The sequence below is a fragment of the Aquabacter albus genome (assembly GCF_040049275.1).
Lineage (GTDB): Bacteria > Pseudomonadota > Alphaproteobacteria > Rhizobiales > Xanthobacteraceae > Aquabacter.
This window is the reverse complement of the sequence record NZ_JBDZDT010000003.1, coordinates 455,844-475,869: the sequence shown is the minus strand read 5'-3', so window position 1 is coordinate 475,869 and position 20,026 is coordinate 455,844. Positions and strand designations below refer to the sequence as shown.

Annotated in this window: 11 protein-coding genes; 4 read left to right on the top strand and 7 right to left on the bottom strand. The window is 68.5% G+C overall.

Going from position 1 to position 20,026, the window contains the following annotated elements; translation table 11 throughout:
* Positions 1-18: 18 nt before the first annotated feature.
* Positions 19-1,722, bottom strand: coding sequence for a CocE/NonD family hydrolase (locus ABLE91_RS08610; protein ID WP_348930381.1), 1,704 nt, complete (start codon positions 1,720-1,722; stop codon positions 19-21).
* A 194-nt stretch (positions 1,723-1,916) separates the two neighbouring features.
* Positions 1,917-3,095: an NAD(P)/FAD-dependent oxidoreductase gene (locus ABLE91_RS08605; RefSeq protein ID WP_348930379.1), complete on the bottom strand. Its 1,179-nt coding sequence runs from the start codon at positions 3,093-3,095 to the stop codon at positions 1,917-1,919.
* 153 nt (positions 3,096-3,248) lie between these two features.
* On the opposite strand from ABLE91_RS08605, the gene ABLE91_RS08600 reads away from it, so the two are divergent.
* Entirely contained in the window at positions 3,249-3,701 is a 453-nt protein-coding gene (locus ABLE91_RS08600) for a pyridoxamine 5'-phosphate oxidase family protein (protein ID WP_348930377.1), read from the top strand.
* Between the two features lie 10 nt (positions 3,702-3,711).
* Here the strand turns inward: ABLE91_RS08600 and ABLE91_RS08595 are convergent, their stop codons facing one another.
* Both ABLE91_RS08595 and ABLE91_RS08590 read right to left on the bottom strand, forming a co-directional pair.
* Positions 3,712-7,986, bottom strand: coding sequence for a translocation/assembly module TamB domain-containing protein (locus ABLE91_RS08595; protein ID WP_348930375.1), 4,275 nt, complete (start codon positions 7,984-7,986; stop codon positions 3,712-3,714).
* On the bottom strand, positions 7,986-9,905 hold the full coding sequence (locus tag ABLE91_RS08590) for an autotransporter assembly complex protein TamA (RefSeq protein ID WP_348930373.1): 1,920 nt from the start codon (positions 9,903-9,905) through the stop codon (positions 7,986-7,988). Before ABLE91_RS08590 ends, ABLE91_RS08595 begins: the two co-directional genes overlap by 1 nt.
* Positions 9,906-10,276: 371 nt before the next feature.
* Here ABLE91_RS08590 and ABLE91_RS08585 point away from each other — a divergent pair, with 371 nt between their 5' ends.
* The gene (locus ABLE91_RS08585; protein ID WP_348930371.1) at positions 10,277-11,545 is read left to right on the top strand and encodes a dicarboxylate/amino acid:cation symporter; all 1,269 of its coding nucleotides are present in this window, start codon (positions 10,277-10,279) and stop codon (positions 11,543-11,545) included.
* A gap of 251 nt (positions 11,546-11,796) precedes the next feature.
* Here ABLE91_RS08585 and ABLE91_RS08580 read toward each other — a convergent pair whose 3' ends face one another.
* Both ABLE91_RS08580 and poxB read right to left on the bottom strand, forming a co-directional pair.
* Positions 11,797-14,337: an AsmA-like C-terminal region-containing protein gene (locus ABLE91_RS08580; protein WP_348930369.1), complete on the bottom strand. Its 2,541-nt coding sequence runs from the start codon at positions 14,335-14,337 to the stop codon at positions 11,797-11,799.
* 195 nt (positions 14,338-14,532) lie between these two features.
* The gene (poxB, locus tag ABLE91_RS08575; RefSeq protein WP_348930367.1) at positions 14,533-16,260 is read right to left on the bottom strand and encodes a ubiquinone-dependent pyruvate dehydrogenase; all 1,728 of its coding nucleotides are present in this window, start codon (positions 16,258-16,260) and stop codon (positions 14,533-14,535) included.
* A 90-nt stretch (positions 16,261-16,350) separates the two neighbouring features.
* Between poxB and ABLE91_RS08570 the strand changes: the two genes are divergently transcribed.
* Both ABLE91_RS08570 and ABLE91_RS08565 read left to right on the top strand, forming a co-directional pair.
* On the top strand, positions 16,351-17,523 hold the full coding sequence (locus ABLE91_RS08570) for an FUSC family protein (RefSeq protein ID WP_348930365.1): 1,173 nt from the start codon (positions 16,351-16,353) through the stop codon (positions 17,521-17,523).
* A gap of 82 nt (positions 17,524-17,605) precedes the next feature.
* Complete coding sequence (locus ABLE91_RS08565; protein ID WP_348930363.1) at positions 17,606-19,288, top strand: NAD-dependent malic enzyme; 1,683 nt, start codon at positions 17,606-17,608, stop codon at positions 19,286-19,288.
* 133 nt (positions 19,289-19,421) lie between these two features.
* Here the strand turns inward: ABLE91_RS08565 and ABLE91_RS08560 are convergent, their stop codons facing one another.
* Entirely contained in the window at positions 19,422-19,940 is a 519-nt protein-coding gene (locus tag ABLE91_RS08560) for a prolyl-tRNA synthetase associated domain-containing protein (RefSeq protein ID WP_348930361.1), read from the bottom strand.
* Between the last annotated feature and the right edge of the window lie 86 nt (positions 19,941-20,026).

Here is a 20,026-nt window from a genome sequence, read left to right as displayed (position 1 = left end):
CGGTCCTGTTGTTCGCGATCAGCCTGGGATGAGCGGCAGCAGCAGATGGGAGGCGTGCGCGCCGCCCGTATGGAGAGTGGTGGTGCCGCCGAACTCGGAGACGGGCCGGTCCTGCGCGCTGTTGTGGAGGATGCGGCCGGGCAGGCCGTCATATTCGAAGTCGCGGCCCTGGACCGTCAGCACCAGCCGGTAGCCGGCCGGCACGGCGATGCTGGTGGGCCAGATCTCCACGTCCACCTCATAGACCTCGCCGGGGGTGAGCTTCTGCACCTCGTCATGGGTGTGCCACGGGCGATGGGGCAAGGAGCGGGCCGGATCGGTCTTCCGGTGCGAGGCGCGCTGCCAGCCACGCGCCACCGGCACCGGCTCGTGGGCGCCCACGAACCGCACCTCCTGCCCCTCGGGATCGAGCAGGCGCAACGTGAGGAACAGGTCGATATCGGTGGTGGAGGAGGAGACGAACAGCTTCGCCGCCAGCGGGCCGGTGAACTCCATTTCGCGCGCGAACGGAACGGTGGAGAAATCGAGCCCCGCCCCCAGCGCCTCGAACGCCGTTTTGGCCACGGCGCCGGGCGCCGTTTCGGAAAGGACATGCCCTTCGGCATTCAGGTGGAAGGGCGCCCATTTCGTGCGGGCGAGCGGCCATTCCTTTTCGAAGCGCTCAGTGGCGCCATCGGGCCGGCGCACCTCGATGCGCACCGGCGGGGTCTCGTCCCAGCCATTCGCCTCGCCCTTGAGGAAATGGCCGAAGAAGCGCTTCTGCATCTCCACATAGGAGGGCAGGTAGAAGCTGTCATAGTGGGTGCCCACATGCACCGACAGCCACTTCTGTGAGGAAGCCGCCTCCAGGAAGCCGTTGATGTTGCCGCGCAGATGGATGCCCGGGCCACCCCAGTTTCCCGCCGAAAGCACCGGCACGGTGACGCGGGAGAGGTCGGCGGAGCGTTCCCTGTGCCACGCATCGTCCAGGGAATGGGCGAAGAGGTCGACGGGATGGTCGGTGCGGCTGCCGGCGAGCATGTCCTTGCTCAGCGCCGGGCCGGTGGTGCGCTCGCCGGTGTCGCGATCGCGATAGGTGCTCTCCCCGCTGCCGTGCTGGTTCACCAGCGCCTGGCGCGGCCACCATGCGGTGGGGAAGCCGGCGGAGAAGATGCCGCCATGGTGGCTCCAGTCGCGATAGAAATCGTTGGCGCCTTCCCACGGCACGATGGCGGCGAGGTGCGGCGGCTGGAGCGCGGCCACCTGCCATTGCTTGATGGCGAAATAGGAGATGCCGATGAGGCCCACCTTGCCGTTGGACCAGGGCTGGGCGGCCGCCCATTCGATGGCATCGTGGAAATCGGCGGTCTCGCGGGGCGAGAAGGGGTCGAGATAGCCCGGCGACTTGCCGCTGCCGCGGGAATCCACTGTCACCACCACATAGCCGTCGGGCACCCAGCGCTCAGGGTCCACATTCTCCCAGCGCAGGTAATGGCCGGTGGAGCCGTTGGCGCAGAGCTCGGGATAGATGCGCAGCAGGTTGTCCCACTGGGTCTTGAAGGCATCGGCGAAATGGGCGTCCTTGCCGTAAATGCCCATGGCCATGACCACGGGATAGCGCCCCTCCGCCTTGGGCCGGAACACATTGGCGCGCAGCACCAGCCCGTCGGAGACGGGGACCGGCACGTCCTTCTCGAAAATGAGATTGGTGGCGGCGATGGCCGCGGCCTGCTCCTGGCTCATGGGCTTCTCCCTGCGCCGGCGGGCGCTTTTCGTTGGGCGGAGTCATACCAAATGAAAATCGATTTTTCAATTGCGGCCCGATTTGTGTCTTCACAAGACAAGGCTTGGCCAGAATGTGCATTTCGAAGCGCAATAATAATCGATTTCAATCTCAGGTGGCGAAAGCCTCTGGCCTATCATCCACCTGATGCCGCTCACACCACCTTCGCCTCGGTCAGCGGCTGGCCGTTCAGGAGCCGGTCGTAGCCGAGCGGGGAGAGGTCGAGGGTGACATAGCGGCCATGGACGATCAGCTCCGCAAGGCCCCGCCCCACGGCGGGCGCCTGCTGCAGGCCGTGGCCGGAAAAGCCGTTGCAGAGATAGAGGTTCGGCACGTTTGGCGCCGGGCCGAGAATGGCGTTCTGGTCGAACAAATTGAGGTCGTAATGCCCGGCCCAGGCCCGGCCCGGCCGGATGCGCTCGAACGCCGGGATACGTGCTGCCAGCACCGGCCAGATGCGTTCTTCGAACAGCGTGTGGTCCACCTCGAAATCCGCGCTGTCGGGGTCCTCCTCCGGCGGGGGCGAGGTGCCGCACAGAAACCCCGTCCCTTCCGGGCGCACATAAACGCCGGTGGGGTCGATGAGGAGCGGGCAGTCCTTCACGTCATCGGCGCAGGTGAAGGTGAAGATCATCCTTTTGCGCGTCCGGACCGGCAGGTCGATGCCGGCGGTTTTCGCGAATTCCGCCCCGCCCGTGCCGGCGGCATTCACCACGGCCCCGCAGTCGACAATGCTGCCGTCTTCGAGCCGCACGGCGCTGATGCGCCCGCCTGTCATCTCCAGGCCGACCGCCCGCGCATGGGCGTAGCTGACCCCGAGGGCGCGGGCCTTCCTGCGGAAGGCCTGCATGAGGCCGTAGCCATCGAACCAGCCCTCGCCGGTGAGGCCGAGGCTCCCCAGCGCGAGCCCGTTTGTGTCGAGCCAGGGGAAGCGCGCGCCAAGCGCCGGGGGATCGAGCAGCGCCACGTCCGCGCCGAGCCCGCTTTGCAGTGCGTTGGCCTGCCGCATGGCGGCCTCCTGCCCGGGCGCCGCGAGGAAGAGATAGCCGCCTTCCTTCAGGCCGATGTCCGGCCGCTCGCCGCCCACCTCCAGCCGCGTGCCGATCTCCCTGAGGAAGCGGATGCCGTAGAGCGAGATCTCCACATTGATGGCGCAGGAATATTGCTGGCGGATGGAGGCGGCAGACAGGGCCGAGGCACAGCTTTGGTAGCTCGGGTCCTGCTCCAGCACCAGCACGCGGCCGGAGAAGGCGGGATCGGCGGCGAGGTGGCAGGCGATGGACGACCCCATCACCGCCCCGCCCACGATCACCACATCATAGGTTTTCGTCACGACATCGTCCCGCGTGGTCCTTGGCGCCAATCTAGAGATTCGCGCGCCGCTTCGCCTGCGACGCGTGATCTTTCTTTTGCTTGACCCGCATCAACGCCGCCTGAGGCGCGCAGCGCATCCTTCTATCTGTAGCTCCTGGATGCGAGACGGCCCATGGACGATGAAATCAGGCGGAAGGTGCTCGCGCTGCTCGACGAGCACCGCATCATGACGGTGGCGACGCTGCGGCCGGACGGGTGGCCGCAGGCCACCACGGTGGGCTATGTGAACGACGGCTTGGTCCTTTATTTCCTGTGCGCTCTAGATAGCCAGAAGGCCGCAAACCTCGCCCGTGACAGCCGGCTCTCGCTCACCATCGACCACGACACGGCCGACCTCTGGACCATCAGCGGCCTCTCCATGGCGGCGCATGCCGTGGTCGTTACGGACGCCGAAGAGGCGGACAAGGCGCTCGCGATGCTGCCGCTGAAATATCCGTCCTCCACGGTCTTGCCGGTGAAGATGCCGACCCGGGACGAGGTGAGAATCTTCAGGGTGGAGCCCATGGTGATCTCGGTGCTCGATTACACCAAAGGCTTCGGCCATGCCGATCTCGTGACGGTCTGAGCGACGGGTCTCAATAATCCCACTGCGCGCCGATGCCCACCGAGGTGCCGCCGTCCGCGCCCGTCGCGCCCTGGAGGCGGATGTTCTTGCCGAGATCGATGTCGATGGTGGCCTGGGTGGAGGTGGAGGTGGTGCCCTGGCGCACGCCCAACGAGATGTTGTCGTTGAGCCTCCGGCCGAGGCCGATCTGCCCGCCCGTTCCGGCGGAGTTCAGGCCCACGTCCAGGCTGTCGAGGCCGAGTGAGCGGCGCAGGTTTCCAAGGGTCCCCTGGCCGGTACCGGAGAGAGTCGCCACCGCCTGCGCCACCTGGAGCGCCTGGCCGGCGCCGAGCTGCCCCGTGGAGCGGCCGAACAGCAGCCGCGCCACCACCTCGTCCTGCGGCAGATAGGGGGTGGAGGAGAAGGCGACTTCCGGCTGGGACGCCTTGCCGGTGATGAGGATGCGGGCCGTCACGTCCGCCGCCACGCTCTCCGCGATGAAGTCGAGGTCGGGGTCGGTCGAGCCGTTGAAGGTCAGCCGGCCGCGGGTGAAATCGAGCCGCCGCCCGAGGATGTCGAGGCGCCCGCGCAGCATTTCGAAGCCGCCCACGGTGACGGGCTCGGCGCTGGTGCCGCGCAATTGGAGCGTGCCGCCCATCTCCGCCTCCATGCCCATGCCGCGCACGAAGATGCGGGTGGGGGCGGCCACGGTCAGGTCGAGGTCTGCGATGAAGGCGCCGGCGGAGCGCGCGCCCCGCTGCCGCGGCTGCCGCGGGGCGGCGGGGTTGGCGCCCGGGGGGAGGTTCACGTGGCGCACATTGATGTTCGCCGCGCTGCCGCCCGGCAGCCGGTCCGGCAGGTTCACGTCCAGATTGCGCACGTCGATGCGCCCGGCCACCGTGGGCCGCGTGGCGAAGGCGCCGCCGATATTCACCCGCCCGTCCGTGACGAAGCGGATGAGTTCGCTGTTCACCAGCCCCGCATTGTTCAGCGTCACCTCCACTTGGCCGGGGAAGCCGGCGGAGGGGTTCAGCGCCACGTTGCCCTGCGCCTGGATGCTGCCGCCATTGGGCGTCCCGGCCCGGAAGGAGGAGAGGGTGACGGTCTGGTCCGTGCCGGTGAGCACCGCCTCGATGCGCTCGATGGTGACGCCGTTGGGCGCGTCCTCGTAGCGCCCGCCGGTGATGCGCACGGTGCCGCCCGCACGCGGCGCATCGAAGGTGCCGCGCAGGGTTGCGTCCAAGGCGGCGGTGCCGGCCGCCCGCGCGCCGGTGGTGGCGAGCAGCGCGTTGGCGATGGCGAGCGAGATGTTGCCGCGCACGGCGAGGTCCAGCCCGCCTTCGGAGATGGGGACGGAACCGTTGACGGTAACCCCTGCCAGAGAGGGACCGGAAATGGTGGCGTTCACGCCCGCCCGACCGGCGTCAAGATTGCCGTTCACGCGGATGTCGTAGGGGCCGACGCCGGCCCGCGCCACTTCCGGCGAGGTGAGGCGCAGGATGGTGACGTCGTAGCGACCCGTGGGCGCCTGCGGGCTGCCTGTGATGCGGGCATTGGCGGCGAGGGTGCCGGAAAGGTTGAGGCCGGGACTGGCCAGCGCCGCGAGGGCGAGCGGGATGGCGCGCGCCTCCACGGTGGCATCCAGCGCATCGCCGAAGCGGCCCTGCACCGCCAGCGTGCCGCCCCCGGCATTGAGGGCGAGCCGGTCGAGGGTGGCGGCGCCGTCGCGATAGGTGAAGGTGGCGGGGGCGGTGAGGGCGAGCGTCGTGCGCTCGCGGGTCAGGCGCAGCGTCTCGAGCCGGAAGGTCTGGGCGCCATCGGCGGAGGCCGCGCGGCCGGAGGCGGTGACGGTGGCGCCCTGGGCTGCGGCGTCCAAAGTGAGCCCGGTGCCGCCATTGGCCGGCGCAGCGACCAGCCGGAGCCGGTCCACAGTGACGCTGCCGGCGGCGATGCCGCTCGCCTCCACGGTGCCGGCGAGGGCGGCGGAGACGCGCGGGTCGGTGACCGTGAAGTCGAACTTGGCATCGGCTACGCGCTGGCCGGCAGCGGCCACGTTAGCAAGGGCGCCCTTAATGGCGATGCGCTGGGCGCCGTTGAGCACGTCCAGCACCAGCGTGCCGTCGGCGCGCCCGGCCAGTTCGTCGAGCACGAGAGGCGAGATGTCGGAGAGGTCCTGCGCCGCGATGGCGAGATTGCCCGTGAGCAGCCCGGCGGGCGTCGCCGTCAGCGCGCCGGTGAGGCGCGCCGAGCCCACCGAGAGATCGAGGCCGGATGCGCTGCGGCTGTTGTCCGCGCCGGTGGAGAAGGCCGCTTCACCCCGCGCCGCCTTGCCGCCCACATCGCCCGAAAGGCGCGCCGTCCCGCCAACGCGGCCGGTGAGGTCGCGGGCGGTGAAGTCGAGGGTGAGGCCCCGGATGGGCCGCCCCATGGCCGCGCCCTGGTCCACCGCAAGCTGGCCGGTCACATCCAGCGCGGCGAGCCGGCCGGAGAAGGTGGCTTGCCCGCGCCCGGCGCCTTCAAGGCGCGGGTCGAGCCGCTTCAGGTCCGGCAGGGCGATGGTGCCGGAGAGATTGGCGGTAGACGTGTCGATGCGGCCATTGACCGAGAGGTCGGCGCCGGAGGCCGCCACCTTCAGATTGCGCACGGCGATGGCGCCGTCCGGCGCATAGGAGAGGCCGCCCGCGAAGCTGGCATCCCCGCCGGCAATGCCGTCAATGGTGGCATCGCCCGTGGAGACGCCCCGGGACGTGCCCTTCAGGTCCAACGCCAAAGCGCCCTGCCGGCCGTCGCGGGTCACGTTCGCGTCCAGGGCGACGATGCCGTGCAACGGCCTGCCCGCGAGGGGGGCAAAGGCGGTCAAATCGAGGCGGGGCAGGTTGAGCGTGCCCCGGATGGTGTCCTGCGTCGCCCGCCCGGCGAAGGTGAGGTCCACCGCCGGCAGGCGCACATTGGCGCCAGTCAAAGCGGGCTCCGCGCCCTTCGCCCATTCGCCGCGCACGCTGAGCGTGCCCCCGGCGCCGAGTGCCTGGGCCACCGCACGATCGTCGGCCGAAAGGCCGTCCGCCGTTACGTCGGCATTGATGAACACCACGCCCGACGGGCCGGGCGCGGTGCCGGCCACCACTTTCAGGCTGCGCGCGCCATAGCCCGCGCCGGAGAGGTTCTCGGCGTCCACAGTGGCGGTGAGGACCGGCGCATCCTGCGTCCCCGTCAGGGTTCCGTTGAGCCGCGCGGCGGTCCAGGTGATGCCGGGGGCGAGGGCGGCGAAGCGGGCCGCATCGCCGAGGTTGGCGCCGAAGGCGAGGTTCGCCTTCTGGGCGGCGTCGATGGTGCCGGTCACCTCGGCGGAAAGGCCGGCGGAGGTGAGGACGAAGCGGCGGATATCGACGTTGAAGGCCGGGTCGATGCGAACTTCCGTGCGGAGGCTTGCCTCGCCTTCAAGCAGGGGCGCCACATTGGCCGGCAAGGCACGGGCCACGTCCCCGTCTGCCGCGAACGTCACCACATGCGCGCCGTTAGTGGCGGCGATGGCAGCGGTGCCGTCGAGATGCACCACGTTTCCGGCGGAGGCCGCAAGCGTGCCCTTCCAGTCGTCCAGCGTGCCGGCGCCCTTGATGCTGGCATCGAGCGCCGGGAGCCCGTCGAGGCCGGCAAGGCGTGCCACCACGCCGCCCGGCGGTTCGCGGGCGGTGAGGTCGAGATCGAGCTGCCGCCCTTCGGGGGCGTAGCGCACGGTGCCCTTCACCGCGCCCTCGGCATCGCGCCGTTCCAGGTCGAATTGCACGGAGAGGCCGCGGGCGGGCTCCATGAGGCGCAGGCCCGCCTCGAAGCTGAAATGCGCGGGAGTGCCCATGACCGGCTCGGCCAGTTCGATCTGCGGCAAGGCCAGCCGGTCTACCACCACGCGCACGGCGGGCGGGCCGCTGCTCTGCGCGGGCGTCTCCGAGGGCGGCAGTTCGGGCGCGCGCAGCACGCTCACCCGCGCCGCTTCCAGGGTCTGGACCGAGACCGTGCCGGAGAGGATCGCCAGCGGGTCCCAGGCAAGCCCCAGATCCTCCACCTCGGCGAATGTCCCCTTCGGATCGGCGAGCACGATGCGCGCCACGCGGATGTTCGTGGGCACGAAGCCGGTGAGCCCCGAGACCTCGACGCGAAGCCCGTTCGAGGAGGCGAGGCGGCTCGCAAGCTCGGCGATATAGGCGCGCCCGAACGCGGTCTGCGCGAGCCCGAACAGGGCGGCCACGATCGCCACCACGCAGACGATGAGCGTGGCGAGGGACCAGAGGGTGAGGCGCAGGGCTCGCATCAGAAGGACTGCCCCAGGCTGACATAGATGCCGTAATTGGTGCCCGCCACCTGCGGGTCCATGGGAAACGCCAGATCGATCCGAAGAGGTCCGATGGCGGTGTAGTAGCGAAGGCCGATGCCGTAGGAATATTGGAGACCGGAAAAGTCCGGCCATTCCGAGGCGAAGGCCGCGCCCATGTCGAAGAAGGGCACGATGCCGATGGTATCGGTGACGCGGATGCGCGCCTCCAGCGAGCCGGTGAAGAAGCTGAGCCCGCCGACGATGATGCCGTATTCGTTGCGCGGGCTCGCGGACTGGTAGTCATAGCCGCGCAGCGAGCCGCCGCCGCCCACATAGAACAGGCGCTGGGGCGGCGCCTCCTCCATGTTCGCGCCGACGATGGAGCCCGCCTGCACCCGGCCGGCGAGGATGAAGCGCTTGTCCTCGTCGAAGGCGTGGTAGGTGGCGATGGACGCCTTCATCAGCACCGGCCCCGCCCCCGTCTGGCCGAAATAGGCGAAGGGCTCCACGGTGGCGCTGGCGCGCACGCCGCGCGAGGCGTCGAGCAGCGAATCCGTATTGTCGAAGTTCACATCCACGGGGATGCCGGCGATGGGGTAATCGTTGGTGCCGGTGGAATCCTCCACTGTGGAGGTTTCGAGGTCGATGCCCACCTGCATGTTCAACTCGTCGTTGAAGCGGTGGCGGATGCCGCCCAGGAAGGTCACGGCCTCGCGCACATAGGCGTTGGTGACTTCTCGCAGCACCGCCGCCTTGGCCACCAGATCCTCGTTGGCGGTGAAGATGCCGGGCTTCAGGAAGGTGGCGGAGAGGTTGTAGCCGAAGGGGTCGGCATTGGGCACGGCGTCGGATTTTTCCGCGAACCATGTGGCCTGCGCATCGAGGCGCAGGGTCTCGCCGCCGCCGAACAGGTTGCGCGAGCCCCAGAAGGCATTGGCCGAGGAGCCGTCCGTGTTGGAATAGGTGGCGCCGAAGCCCACATAATGCTCCTTGCGCTCGCTCACCTGCACCTCGATGGGCAGCTGACCGTAGGCATTGAGCTTGTCCGCCTCCACGAAGCGCACGGAGCCGATGATCTCATGGCCGGTGAGGCGGCGGCGCAGGGCCGTGAGGCGGGCGGGCGAGAAAGGCTCCCCGGGGCGGATATCGATGCGGTCGGAAACGAAGCGCGGGTCCACCGACTCGGTGCCGCTCACCGTGAAGGGGCCGAAGGTGGCGATGGGGCCCGGCGACACGTAGAAAGTGATGTTGAGGGTGTTCGCGGCATGGTCCGCAACCACGTCCTTCTTCACCACCTTGGCGAAGGGGTGGCCGGCATCGCGCAGGCGGTCGACGATGACGTTCTCGGCCGCGATCACGAGGTTCGCCCGCGCCTGCTCGCCGGCCACGAGGCGCATCTGCCGCAGCGTCGGCGGGTCGGGGAGGGGCCGGCCATTGGTGTCGAGCACCCGCACGGCGCCAAAGGTGAAGCGCGGCCCGGAATTGACCTTCACCACCACCGGCACGGGCCCGGCCGCGCGGGCGGCCTCCACGGCGCTGAACACGTCGGGCGCATTGGGCGCGCGGCCAGCGATGGTGATGGAGAGACTGCCGCCATAAAAGCCCTCCGAATAGAGGGCGGCGACGATGCGGTCCTGGTCCGCCAGGGCCCGCCGCACGAGCCCGGCCGCTCCGGCGGGCGGCGAGCGCTTCAGGGTTTCGAGATTGGAGGCGTCCGTGATGGCGCCGCGCACCGCGCTGTCGCCGCTGACGTCGAACGTCACCGCATAAGGCACCGCATCCGCGACCGGGGGCTCGGACTTGGCCGCGTTCGGATTGAACCACGCAATGGCCTGGTCGAAGAAGGTCGGGTCGTCCGCCGCTCTGGCCGGGCCCGCCAGCGCCAGCGCCCCAAGCGCGAGGACCCCAAGGCGCAATACGGCCGTAGCCTTTATCAATGGGGTTCGCGACGCCAGGCGCCGAGGAGATACGCGCACCAAATGCTCGCCCGCAACGTCCGCCTGACATGGGCGATCTTACCGACCGGCTTCCGCCACGTCCATCGCACAGGCGCCACGTCGTTAAGGAATTCAATGGCTAAGCCGCGGTGACGTACCGAGGTAAGAGACAGCGCCCCTGTCCAATTCGTCCGCAGGTGATATCCCGCCATGCTCAGAACAGACGCTCGACACATTTCCGCCAGGATGCGAGGTTGGGCCATTGGCGGGGGCCAAGCGTTCTGGGCGCTTCATCTCCCGTGGCAGGGCTGGTTGCGGGCCGCCACGCCGGTTAAGGGACGGGGGATCAGGTGAAGCACAAACTTACCTTGTATATTATCGTCGCGCTCGTGCTCGGGGTGGTGGTCGGCTACATCCTGAACGAGACCCTGGACCCGAAGGCCGCGGCGAATGCGGCCGAGCACATCTCCCTCATCACCGAAATCTTCCTGCGCCTGGTGAAGATGATCATCGGCCCGCTGGTCTTCACCTCGCTGGTGGCGGGCGTCGCGCATATGGGCGACATGAAGACCATCGGACGGGTCGGCGGCAAGGCCATGGTCTGGTTCGTCAGCGCCTCCCTGTGCTCGCTGCTCATCGGCATGGTCATGGTGAACCTGCTCCAGCCGGGCGCGCACCTGAACATCCCACTGCCGCCCACGAGCGCGGCGACCGGCGTGCAGGTCGGCTCCTTCTCCCTCAACGACTTCATCAAGCATGCGGTGCCCAACAGCGCGGTGGGCGCGCTGGCGAACAATGAAGTGCTCCAGATCGTGATCTTCGCGATCCTCTTCGGCCTCGCCGCGGCCTCTGTCGGCCACAAGGCCAAGGTGCTGGTGGCCCTGATCGAGGAAGGCTCGCACGTCATCCTGAAGATCACCGGCTATGTGATGTCGCTGGCTCCGCTGGCGGTGTTCGCGGCCATCGCCGCCATGGTGGCGGAGCATGGGCCGGGCATCCTGCTCACCTACGGCAAGTACATCGCCTCATTCTATCTGAGCCTCGTGCTCCTCTGGTGCGTGATGTTCGCCGTCGGGTTCCTCATCCTCGGCAAGACCGCGATCCGGGTGCTGTCTCTGGTGCGCGCGCCGTTCGTGGTGGCGTTCACCACGGCGTCGAGCGAGGCGGCCTATCCCTCCATGATGCGCCAGCTGGAACGGGTGCCGGTGAGCGAGAAGATCGTCTCCTTCGTGCTGCCGCTCGGCTATTCGTTCAATCTCGACGGCTCGATGATGTACTGCACCTTCGCGACCCTGTTCATCGCGCAGGCCTATGGCATCGAGATCGGCTGGGAGCAGCAGGTGGTGATGCTGCTGACGCTGATGATCACGTCCAAGGGCATGGGCGCGGTGCCGCGCGGCTCGCTGGTGGTGGTGGCGGCGACGCTGGACATGTTCGGCCTGCCGGCGGCGGGCCTGCTGCTCGTGTTGGGCGTGGACCAGTTCCTCGACATGGGCCGCTCGGCCACCAACGTCATCGGCAACGGCATCGCCACGACGGTGGTCGCCAAATGGGAAGGCGAGGACGTGGACCGGGCCGTGGATGAGGCCAGGGACGAGGAACTCGCCATCGCGGCGTGAGGGCCTCTTTCCCCTCTCTCCGAGGGGGACCGTTGCGTGGTCCCCTCTCCCGCTTGCGGGGGAGGGTTAGGGAGGGGGCCCTCAAGCAGAGCAAGGCTGGGATATTTGGGAGGGGCACCCCTTCCCCCTCCCCAGCCCTCCCCCGCAAGCGGGAGAGGGGGCGTGTTGCACCCGACGCAAACCATCGTTCGAATTTTGCAACACCCCCCTTGCGGGAGAGGGAGCCGCCCGGCGGGCTAAATAACCTCCCTCTACTCCCCGCTGCACCCTTTCACACCGTGGGCGGTCGGCTGCACCCCATTGTCCAGGGCGACCTCGGGCGCATCCAGCCGGCCCTTGATGGTGAAGGGATAGCCCGCCATGCCCGTGATGCCGTCAAGAGGGCGGGGGATCACCACGAGGTCGATGGTCTCGCGCGCGAAATTGATGGTGCCGCGCGCGACGGCCTGCACATTCTCGGTCTCCACCACGATGGCGGGCTCGGTGCGCGCCGCCCCGTTGGTGAAGTGCAGCGGCACCCGGGCGCAGCGCACGATGCTTTCCCCCTTCATGACGGCGGGGTTGAACAGGCCACCGAACAGGCCGAGCCCGGCAAGGTCGAGAAGGCCGGTGCCGAGATGCGCGTCGTGCACGTGCGCCACCGCCGTGCCGTCGAGGGTCTGGAGGGGCACCGCTTTTGCGCCGAAGCTGGCGGAGACGTCGAAGGTAAGCCCGGCAGTGCCGGTGATGCTGAAGCCCGCCGCATTCCCGAACAGGGTGCCGAGCGGCCAGCCATCGCCGGTTCCCTTGGCCCTCAGGCGCCCGCCGCCCGCATCGGTGAAGGCGGCGCGGATCTGTCCGCCGCCGAAGGTCACGCGCACCGGGTCGGCGCGGAATATGCCCCGGTCGAGCAGCAGCCGCGCCGAAAGCCCGCTTGCCGCATTGCCGCCGCCCTCGATCCGCTGGGCCGTCACCTCGATATCGAGATCGGACGAACCGATAAGGTCGAGCTGGCTGCCGCCCGGCGGGGCCGAGGCACCGACGATTTCAAGGCGAGGAACCGTGGGTGCCGCCGTCCCGCCGCCCAGCAGCGCGAGCAGTTCGTCGGCATGGATGTCCGGGGAGGTGAGCTTGCCGCTGGCGAAGGGACGCCCCTGCCGCAGGACGCCCTTGAGGGTGCCGTCCACGCGGGTGCGGCCGATGGTGAGGCGGCCGTCGGAGGCCAGGGTGTCCGCGGTCTGGGTGATCTGGCCGTCATAGGCCACCGCCCCCGTGAAGGCCGAGGAGGAGCCGAGCGCCGCCGCGAGCTGGGCGAGGCGCGGCACCTGGACGGTCACGTCGACGGTGCTCTTCTCCGTGCCGTCCGAAGGCGTCGCTGGCCGGGGCGCGAGGCTCACCTTGCCGGAGATGAGCGGGCTGTCGCGCAATTCCGCCGTGAGCCGGTCGAGCTCCAGGGCGCCGCTCCGGTCGGACACCGCCGCAACCCCCACCAGCCGGCCGAGCTGCGGGCCAGTGGAAGAGGGCACCACCACGATGTCATCCAGCGGGATGTCGAAGCCGCCGGAGAGCGAGATGCCGGCGAGGCCGAGCATGTCCTTCACATTGCCGTTGAGGCGGAACAGCGGCTGCTCGTCCGGCCCGCTCTGCACGGTGATCCCGCTGAACGTCACGTGCCCGTCCTCGTCGCGCTTGATGGCCGCCACTTCGATGGGGCCGATCTCCCGCAGGCTCTGGGAGAAGGCGTTGGTCTCGACGACCGCGCCGTCGAGCATGAGGCCGTGGGGGCCGTCCTGGAACCGGCCGGAGAGGCGGGTGATGGCGATGTCGCGCGGTGAGACGGCGGGCGACACGTTGTCGATCTCCGCCACCACGTTGAGATCGACGCCGGTGCCCTCGAACAGGTCGGAAATGCCGCCGGTGATGGAGAGGTGGGAGCCGTCGGATATGTTGAAGTCGAGCGCGAGGCCGCGCACCGCAAGCTTGTCGGGCTCCGCGAGCAGCTGCGCGTTGAGGTCCGCCTTGCCGTCCACCGAGCGGGCGATGCCGGCGAGCGCCAGGAGGTCGCCGACCGAGGCGGCGTGCGCCTCCAGGGTCATGGCGAGAGTCTCGTCGAATTCGGGGGTCGCCGAGCGGGTTCGCAGCTCCGCGGTGAGGCCGGCGCTGCCCACGCTGAGGACGGCGCCATAGGGCAGCATGCCCGGCTCGGGCGGGTTGGGCTCCAGGTCGAAACGGAAGGCAAGGGTCAAGGGTGTGCCGTTCAGCGCCGCCTTGGCATCGAGGATTTCCACACCATCCCGCTGCCGGCTCAAGACGCGGCTGACGTCCAGCGAAAAGCGCCAGCCGTCTTCCTCGTCCAGGAAGTCGAACACCACATCGTCCAGCCGCAGGCGCGGAAGGATGGAGAAGAAGGCCACGGGAGAAGACAGGAGGGTGCCGGGTGCGGCGTTGGAACTCGCCACCAGGGGAAACTGCAGGCGGCCTTTCTCGACCCGCAGCGCGAAGATTGTCGGGTCAAACGGCAGGCGCAGCCAGCGGGCGAAAACCACCCGGAGCATGGAGACGCGCACCGGCGCGGTGTCATAGGTGGTGGAGGAGACGTCGTGGAAGTCGATGGCGAGGCGCGGCCACACATCCACCGTCACGGGCCCGCTCACGGTGACCGGCTCGCCCCAATAATGGGACAGGGCGCTCTCGGCGAGGCGGTGCCGCAAGCTGTCGCCCGGAGGCAGCAGGAGGAGGGTGAGAAGTAGCGCGACGGCGATCCCCAGGAGCGCCGTCACGCTCGCCGCCACGATCAGTGCCAACCGGCGCATGGCCATCCTCTTGCTGCGGCCCATCTGAAGCCCGAAGCGCGCATCGGCCGACTATAAGGTCATAAGGCGGGGCCGTCATGGCAGGGCGCGCTTGGTCATCTAGGGTGGTGACGGCGACCCCCGAATGACGGCGCGGCCCTGCGGGTTTCAATTCCTGGGCCCGCCCTCCCTGCTTGTGGGGGAGGGCTTGAGCGTTCACCGGAACAGGTTGCTCTTCGCCAGTTCCAGCAGTTCGTCGCCCCGGCCGTTGATGATGGCGCGCGCGGCATAGAGCGAGAAGCCGATGGCCTGTTCCGCCTTGATGGCCGGCGGCATCACCAGTTCCATCTTGTCGGTGACCACGTCCACCAGCGCCGGACCGTCATGGGCGAAGGCCCGCTCCAGAGCGGGCTTCACGTCCCCCGCATCCTCCACGCGGATGCCGAGAATGCCGATGGCGTTCGCCATGGCGGCGAAGTCGGGGTTCTGAAGGTCGGTGCCCACGTTCAGGAAGCCGGCCGCCTTCATCTCCATGTCCACGAAGCCCAGCAGGCCGTTGTTGAACACCACGATCTTCACCGGCAGGCCGAGCTGGCGCAGCGAGACGATGTCGCCCATGAGCATGGTGAAGCCGCCGTCCCCGGACATGGAGATCACCTGCCGGCCGGGATAGGCGCCCTGGGCGCCCAAAGCCTGCGGCAGCGCGTTCGCCATGGAGCCGTGGATCAGCGAGCCTAGCAGCGCACGCTCGCCGTTCATCTTCAGGTAGCGCGCGGCCCACACGGTGGTCTCGCCCACGTCGCAGGTGAACACGGCGTCCTTGGCCGCGACCTCGTCGATCATCTTCGCGAGATATTGCGGGTGGATGGGCTTGTCGCCCTTCTTGCCCACGGCGAGGGCGTCGAGGTCCTTGCGGCTTTCCACATAATGCTTCTGCGTGGCGTCGAGGAACCGGCGCCCGGTGCGCGGCTTCAGCTGCTTGAGCAGCATCTGGAGCGTGGGCTTCACATCGCCCACGAGGCCGAGATCGAGCCGCGACGTGCGCTTGCCGAGGTTTTCCGCCCGGATGTCGATCTGCGCCACCCGCGCGTCGGTGGGGTAGAACTGGCGGTAGGGGAAGTCGGTGCCCACCATGAGCAGCAGGTCCGCCTCGCGCATGGCGTGGTAGCCGGAGGCGAAGCCGATGAAGCCGGTCATGCCCACATCGTAGGGATTGTCGTATTCCACATGCTCCTTGCCCCGAAGCGTATGGACGATGGGGGCTTTCAGCGCCTCGGCCAGCGCCACAACTTCGTCATGGGCACCCGCGCAGCCGGCGCCGCAGAGCATGGTGATGCGCTGCGCCCCTTCCAGCATGGCGGCGAGCTTGCCCACCTCCGCTTCGGGCGGGACGATCACGGGCGGCTCGATGGGCGTGAAGGCGCCGGAGGTGGGGCCGACCGCGGCGCGCAGCGCCACGTCGCCGGGGATCACCACGACCGCGACGCCCTGCTTCTGGATCGCCGTGCGCATGGCGATTTCCAGCACGCGCGGCATCTGCTCCACGCTGGAGACCAGCTCGCAATAATGGGAGCATTCCCGGAACAGGTTCTCCGGGTGGGTTTCCTGGAAATAGCCCGAGCCGATCTCGGGGCTTGGAATATGCGCGGCGATGGCGAGCACCGGCGTGCGGGTGCGGTGGCAGTCGAACAGGCCGTTGATGAGGTGGAGGTTGCCCGGCCCGCAGCTTCCCGCGCAGACCGCGAGCTTGCCGGTGAGCTGCGCTTCCGCGCCGGCGGCGAAGGCGGCCACCTCCTCGTGGCGCACATGCATCCATTTCACGGTGGGCGTCGCCCGGAGCGCATCGGTGAAGCCGTTGAGGCTGTCGCCCACCACGCCCCAGACCCGTTCCACGCCGGCCGATGCCAGCGTGCGCGCCATTACGTCCGCAACCCTCGGTGCCATCCCGCGTCTCCCGTCATCGGTCTTATGCAAATCGATAGCATGAGACTGTGACGCACGGCATCATCACATTGATGCGGAAGGAGTTCCGGGATGGCGGGCAGGCCGGGCGGCGGCAAAGGCGACAGTCTTGAGGAACTGGAGGAGGATGCGCTCGAGGGCGCCGCGCAATTGCTCGAAGAGCCGCTGCGGGCCGTCGCGCGCTACGAGGCCTCCGCCTGGGAGGACCTGAAAGCCTTCAGCCTTGCGGGCGAGCGGGCGCTGGTGGCGGGACGCGTCACCTTCGGCATCGTCGCCGCCATCCTGATTGCCCACTGGCTCGGCCTCGACATGCCGGTCTGGGCCGCCATCAGCGTGCTGCGGGTGTTCCAGAACGACAAGACCGCGACCCTGCGGCGCGGCCTGGAGCGCATCGCCGGCACCATTGTCGGCGGCATACTGGCCTATGCCATCATGCTGGACGGGCGGAACGCGCCTTTGGTCTATGTGGCCACCGGGCTTGTTGCCGCGTTCGCGGTCTATGCCCAGGCGGTGAGCCGCTACAGCTACGCCTTCATCCTGGTGGGCTTCACCGTGCCGCTCATGACCTATCATGCCATGAGCTCCTCCGAGCCCATCCTCACCACCATCCTCATGCGCGGCGCGGAAGTGTGCGTGGGCGTGACGGTCGCGACGCTGGTGGACTATCTCACCTCGCGCCGCCGTTCCGTCCACAAGCCGCTGAAGCCGTTCATCAGCCCGGTGGACCCGGTGTTCCTCGGCCATGCCCTTACGGTGGGCATCGCGGTGACCCTGGTGCCGGTGATCTGGACCGTGTTCGACCTGCCCGGCTTCGACCAGACCCCCATCACCGCCTTCATCGTGGTGAGCGCGGCGCGGGAGGGGATCGGCTGGAAGTCCCTCAACCGCTGCATCGGCTGCGCGCTGGGGGCCGGGCTCGGCCTCATCGGGGTGGCTCTGCTGCACGATACCGGCTTCGTGCCCTGGCTGCTCTTCCTTGCCGCCGGCCTCTTCATCTTCACCCAGGTCTGCCACGGCGGCAGCGTGGTCGCCTATACGGGCGTACAGGCGGGCATCGCCTTCCTGCTCATCGTGGTGCAGGAGCCCATCCCCCATCTCGATCCGGCGGAGGGCCTTGCCCGCATGTGGGGCATCGTCGGCGGCATCGTGCTGGTGATGCTGGTGGGCCTCGCCACCTGGCCGGTGCGCCGGCGTATCACTGAGGTGGTGGAGGAGCATCGCCTCGCGCATGAGAAGGCCATGTAAGGTCTCGATGGCGCGCCTGTCCCTAAGCCCTTCTCCGTGCTAGCAAAAGGGCAGGGCATCGCAAGGGATAGAGAAGCCGGCTATGGGAACGCTCACGCCAGTCTCCACCGATCTGCGCAATTTCGATCTCATCGACGAGCCGCTGCTGAACAAGGGCAGCGCCTTCACTGAGGAAGAGCGCTCCCATTTCGGCCTGCACGGCCTGCTGCCGCCCACGGTGGAGACCATCGAGACTCAGGTCGCCCGCGTGCGCAAGGCCTATGGGGCGAAGACCACGGACCTTGAGCGGCACATCTATCTGCGCGCGCTGCAGGACACCAACGAGACCCTGTTCTACCGCTTCCTCGCCGAAGACCTCACGCAACTGATGCCCATCGTCTACACGCCGGTGGTGGGGCTCGGCTGCCAGAATTTCTCCGAGATCTACCGCCGCCCGCGCGGCCTGTTCCTCTCCTATCCCCTCAGGGACAAGATGGAGGAGATGCTGGACAGCCTCGATCCGGACCTGAAGGTGGAGGTGATCGTCGTCACCGACGGCGAGCGCATCCTCGGCCTCGGCGACCAGGGGGCGGGGGGCATGGGCATCCCCATCGGCAAGCTGTCCCTCTACACCGCCTGCGGCGGCATCGCGCCGGAGACCACGCTGCCGATCCTGCTGGATGTGGGGACCAACAACCAGGAACGCCTGGACGACCCTCTCTATATCGGCTGGCGCAGCAAGCGCGTCACCGGCGCGGACTATGAGGCGTTCGTGGACCGCTTCGTCCAGGCGGTGAAGCGCAAATGGCCCAACGTGCTGCTGCAGTTCGAGGATTTTGCGCAGGCGCACGCGACCATGTTCCTGGAGCGCTACCGCGACCAGCTCTGCACCTTCAATGACGACATCCAGGGCACCGCCGCCGTGGTGGTGGGCGCGGCCCTCGCCGCCGCCAAGGTGGCGGGCACCGCGCTGAGGGACCAGACGGTGGTGGTGGTGGGCGCCGGTTCCGCCGGCTGCGGCATCGCCGAGCAGATGATCCGCGCCGCCGTGGACGAAGGCGCGGACGAGGCGGAGGCGCGGTCCCGCTACTTCATGGTGGACCGCGAGGGGCTGGTGCTGGACGACATGGCCGGCCTCTATCCCTTCCAGCAGCGGCTCGCCCACAAGGCGGACGCGCTGAAGGACTGGGTCGGCGCCACGCCGGGCCGCTTCACGCTCCAGGAGGTGATCTCCAACGCGAAGCCCGACATGATGGTGGGCGTCTCCGGCGTGCCCGGAATCTTCACCGAGCCCGTGGTGAAGCAGATGGCGCAGACCACAGCCCGGCCCATCATCTTCCCGCTCTCCAACCCCACCTCGCGCTGCGAGGCGCTGCCAAGCGACGTGATCGACTGGACCGAGGGCCGCGCCATCGTCGCCACGGGCAGCCCGTTCGCCCCCGTGACCTATGCGGGGCACACCTTCCCCATCGCCCAGTCCAACAATTCCTACATCTTCCCCGGCCTCGGCCTCGGCGTGCGTGCCTTCGCCATTCCGCGGGTGAGCGACGGCATGTTCATGGGCGCGGCGCGGGCGCTGGCGGAATTGTCGCCGGCCCTGAAGGACCCGGCGCAATCCCTGCTGCCGCCCATCGCCGACATCCGCAAGGTCTCGCGGCACATCGCGGTAGAGGTGGGGCGGCGGGCCATGAAGGAAGGGCTGATCGCCGCCATCCCGGAGGAGAAGCTGGCGGAGGTTGTGGAGGCCGCCATGTGGAAGCCGGTCTATCATCCGCTGGTGGATTGAGGGGGCTGGTTTGTCCCGAGAGCAGCCGTCATGCCCGGGCTTGTCCCGGGCATCCACGTCTCTCCCTTAAGCTGGACCCGGCGGAACCCCGTGGATGGCCGGGTCAAGCCCGGCCATGACGGATGCATTGATGCTAGGGCCCGGCCTCTTCTTCTTGCGGCTTGAGTGAGATCCGCACCGGCTCGTGCCCCGTAACAGCCAGAAACCGCAGCAGCGCGTCCGGCGTCAGGGCGGTGGTCTGGCTGTTCGTCAGCGGATGGCAATTCACCAGTTCCGCCGCCAGCAGCGCCTCGTCGATGGCCACGACGACCTGATGGTGCGGGTCGTTGGCTGCCGCCAGCAGGGTCACTGCGCCGGGGAGCACGCCCAGCTTCTCGTAGAGCGCCTCTGCCGATCCAAAGGAGAGGCCGCCGCGCGCGCCGATCTTCTCCCGCAGGGCTTTCAGGTCCACCGGGGTCTCTTCCTCGATGGTGACGAGGAAATAGGTCTTCTTGGAATCCCTGAGGAACAGGTTCTTCGTGTGCGCGCCGGGGATCTCGCCGCGCAGCTCCTTCGATTCCGCCACCGTGTGGAGCGGCGGATGGCTGTAGGTGGTCGCCTCGATGCCGTTCGCCTCGAGGAAGGCGAGCAGCGCGTCCGGGGTCATGGCCATGGCGTCACGATCTTTGCTTGATCCAGCCGAAGAACGTCATCCCCGGACCTGATCCGGGGATCTCTCTCCGCCCGCGAGATGCCCGG

What these genes read in the sequence shown, in the direction of transcription:
- ABLE91_RS08610 (WP_348930381.1), bottom strand. Translation starts at nt 1,722, where the DNA reads ATGAGCCAGGAGCAGGCCGCGGCCATCGCCGCCACCAATCTCATTTTC.
- ABLE91_RS08600 (WP_348930377.1), top strand. Translation starts at nt 3,249, where the DNA reads ATGGACGATGAAATCAGGCGGAAGGTGCTCGCGCTGCTCGACGAGCAC.
- ABLE91_RS08595 (WP_348930375.1), bottom strand. Translation starts at nt 7,986, where the DNA reads ATGCGAGCCCTGCGCCTCACCCTCTGGTCCCTCGCCACGCTCATCGTC.
- ABLE91_RS08580 (WP_348930369.1), bottom strand. Translation starts at nt 14,337, where the DNA reads ATGCGCCGGTTGGCACTGATCGTGGCGGCGAGCGTGACGGCGCTCCTG.
- poxB (WP_348930367.1), bottom strand. Translation starts at nt 16,260, where the DNA reads ATGGCACCGAGGGTTGCGGACGTAATGGCGCGCACGCTGGCATCGGCC.
- ABLE91_RS08570 (WP_348930365.1), top strand. Translation starts at nt 16,351, where the DNA reads ATGGCGGGCAGGCCGGGCGGCGGCAAAGGCGACAGTCTTGAGGAACTG.
- ABLE91_RS08565 (WP_348930363.1), top strand. Translation starts at nt 17,606, where the DNA reads ATGGGAACGCTCACGCCAGTCTCCACCGATCTGCGCAATTTCGATCTC.
- ABLE91_RS08560 (WP_348930361.1), bottom strand. Translation starts at nt 19,940, where the DNA reads ATGGCCATGACCCCGGACGCGCTGCTCGCCTTCCTCGAGGCGAACGGC.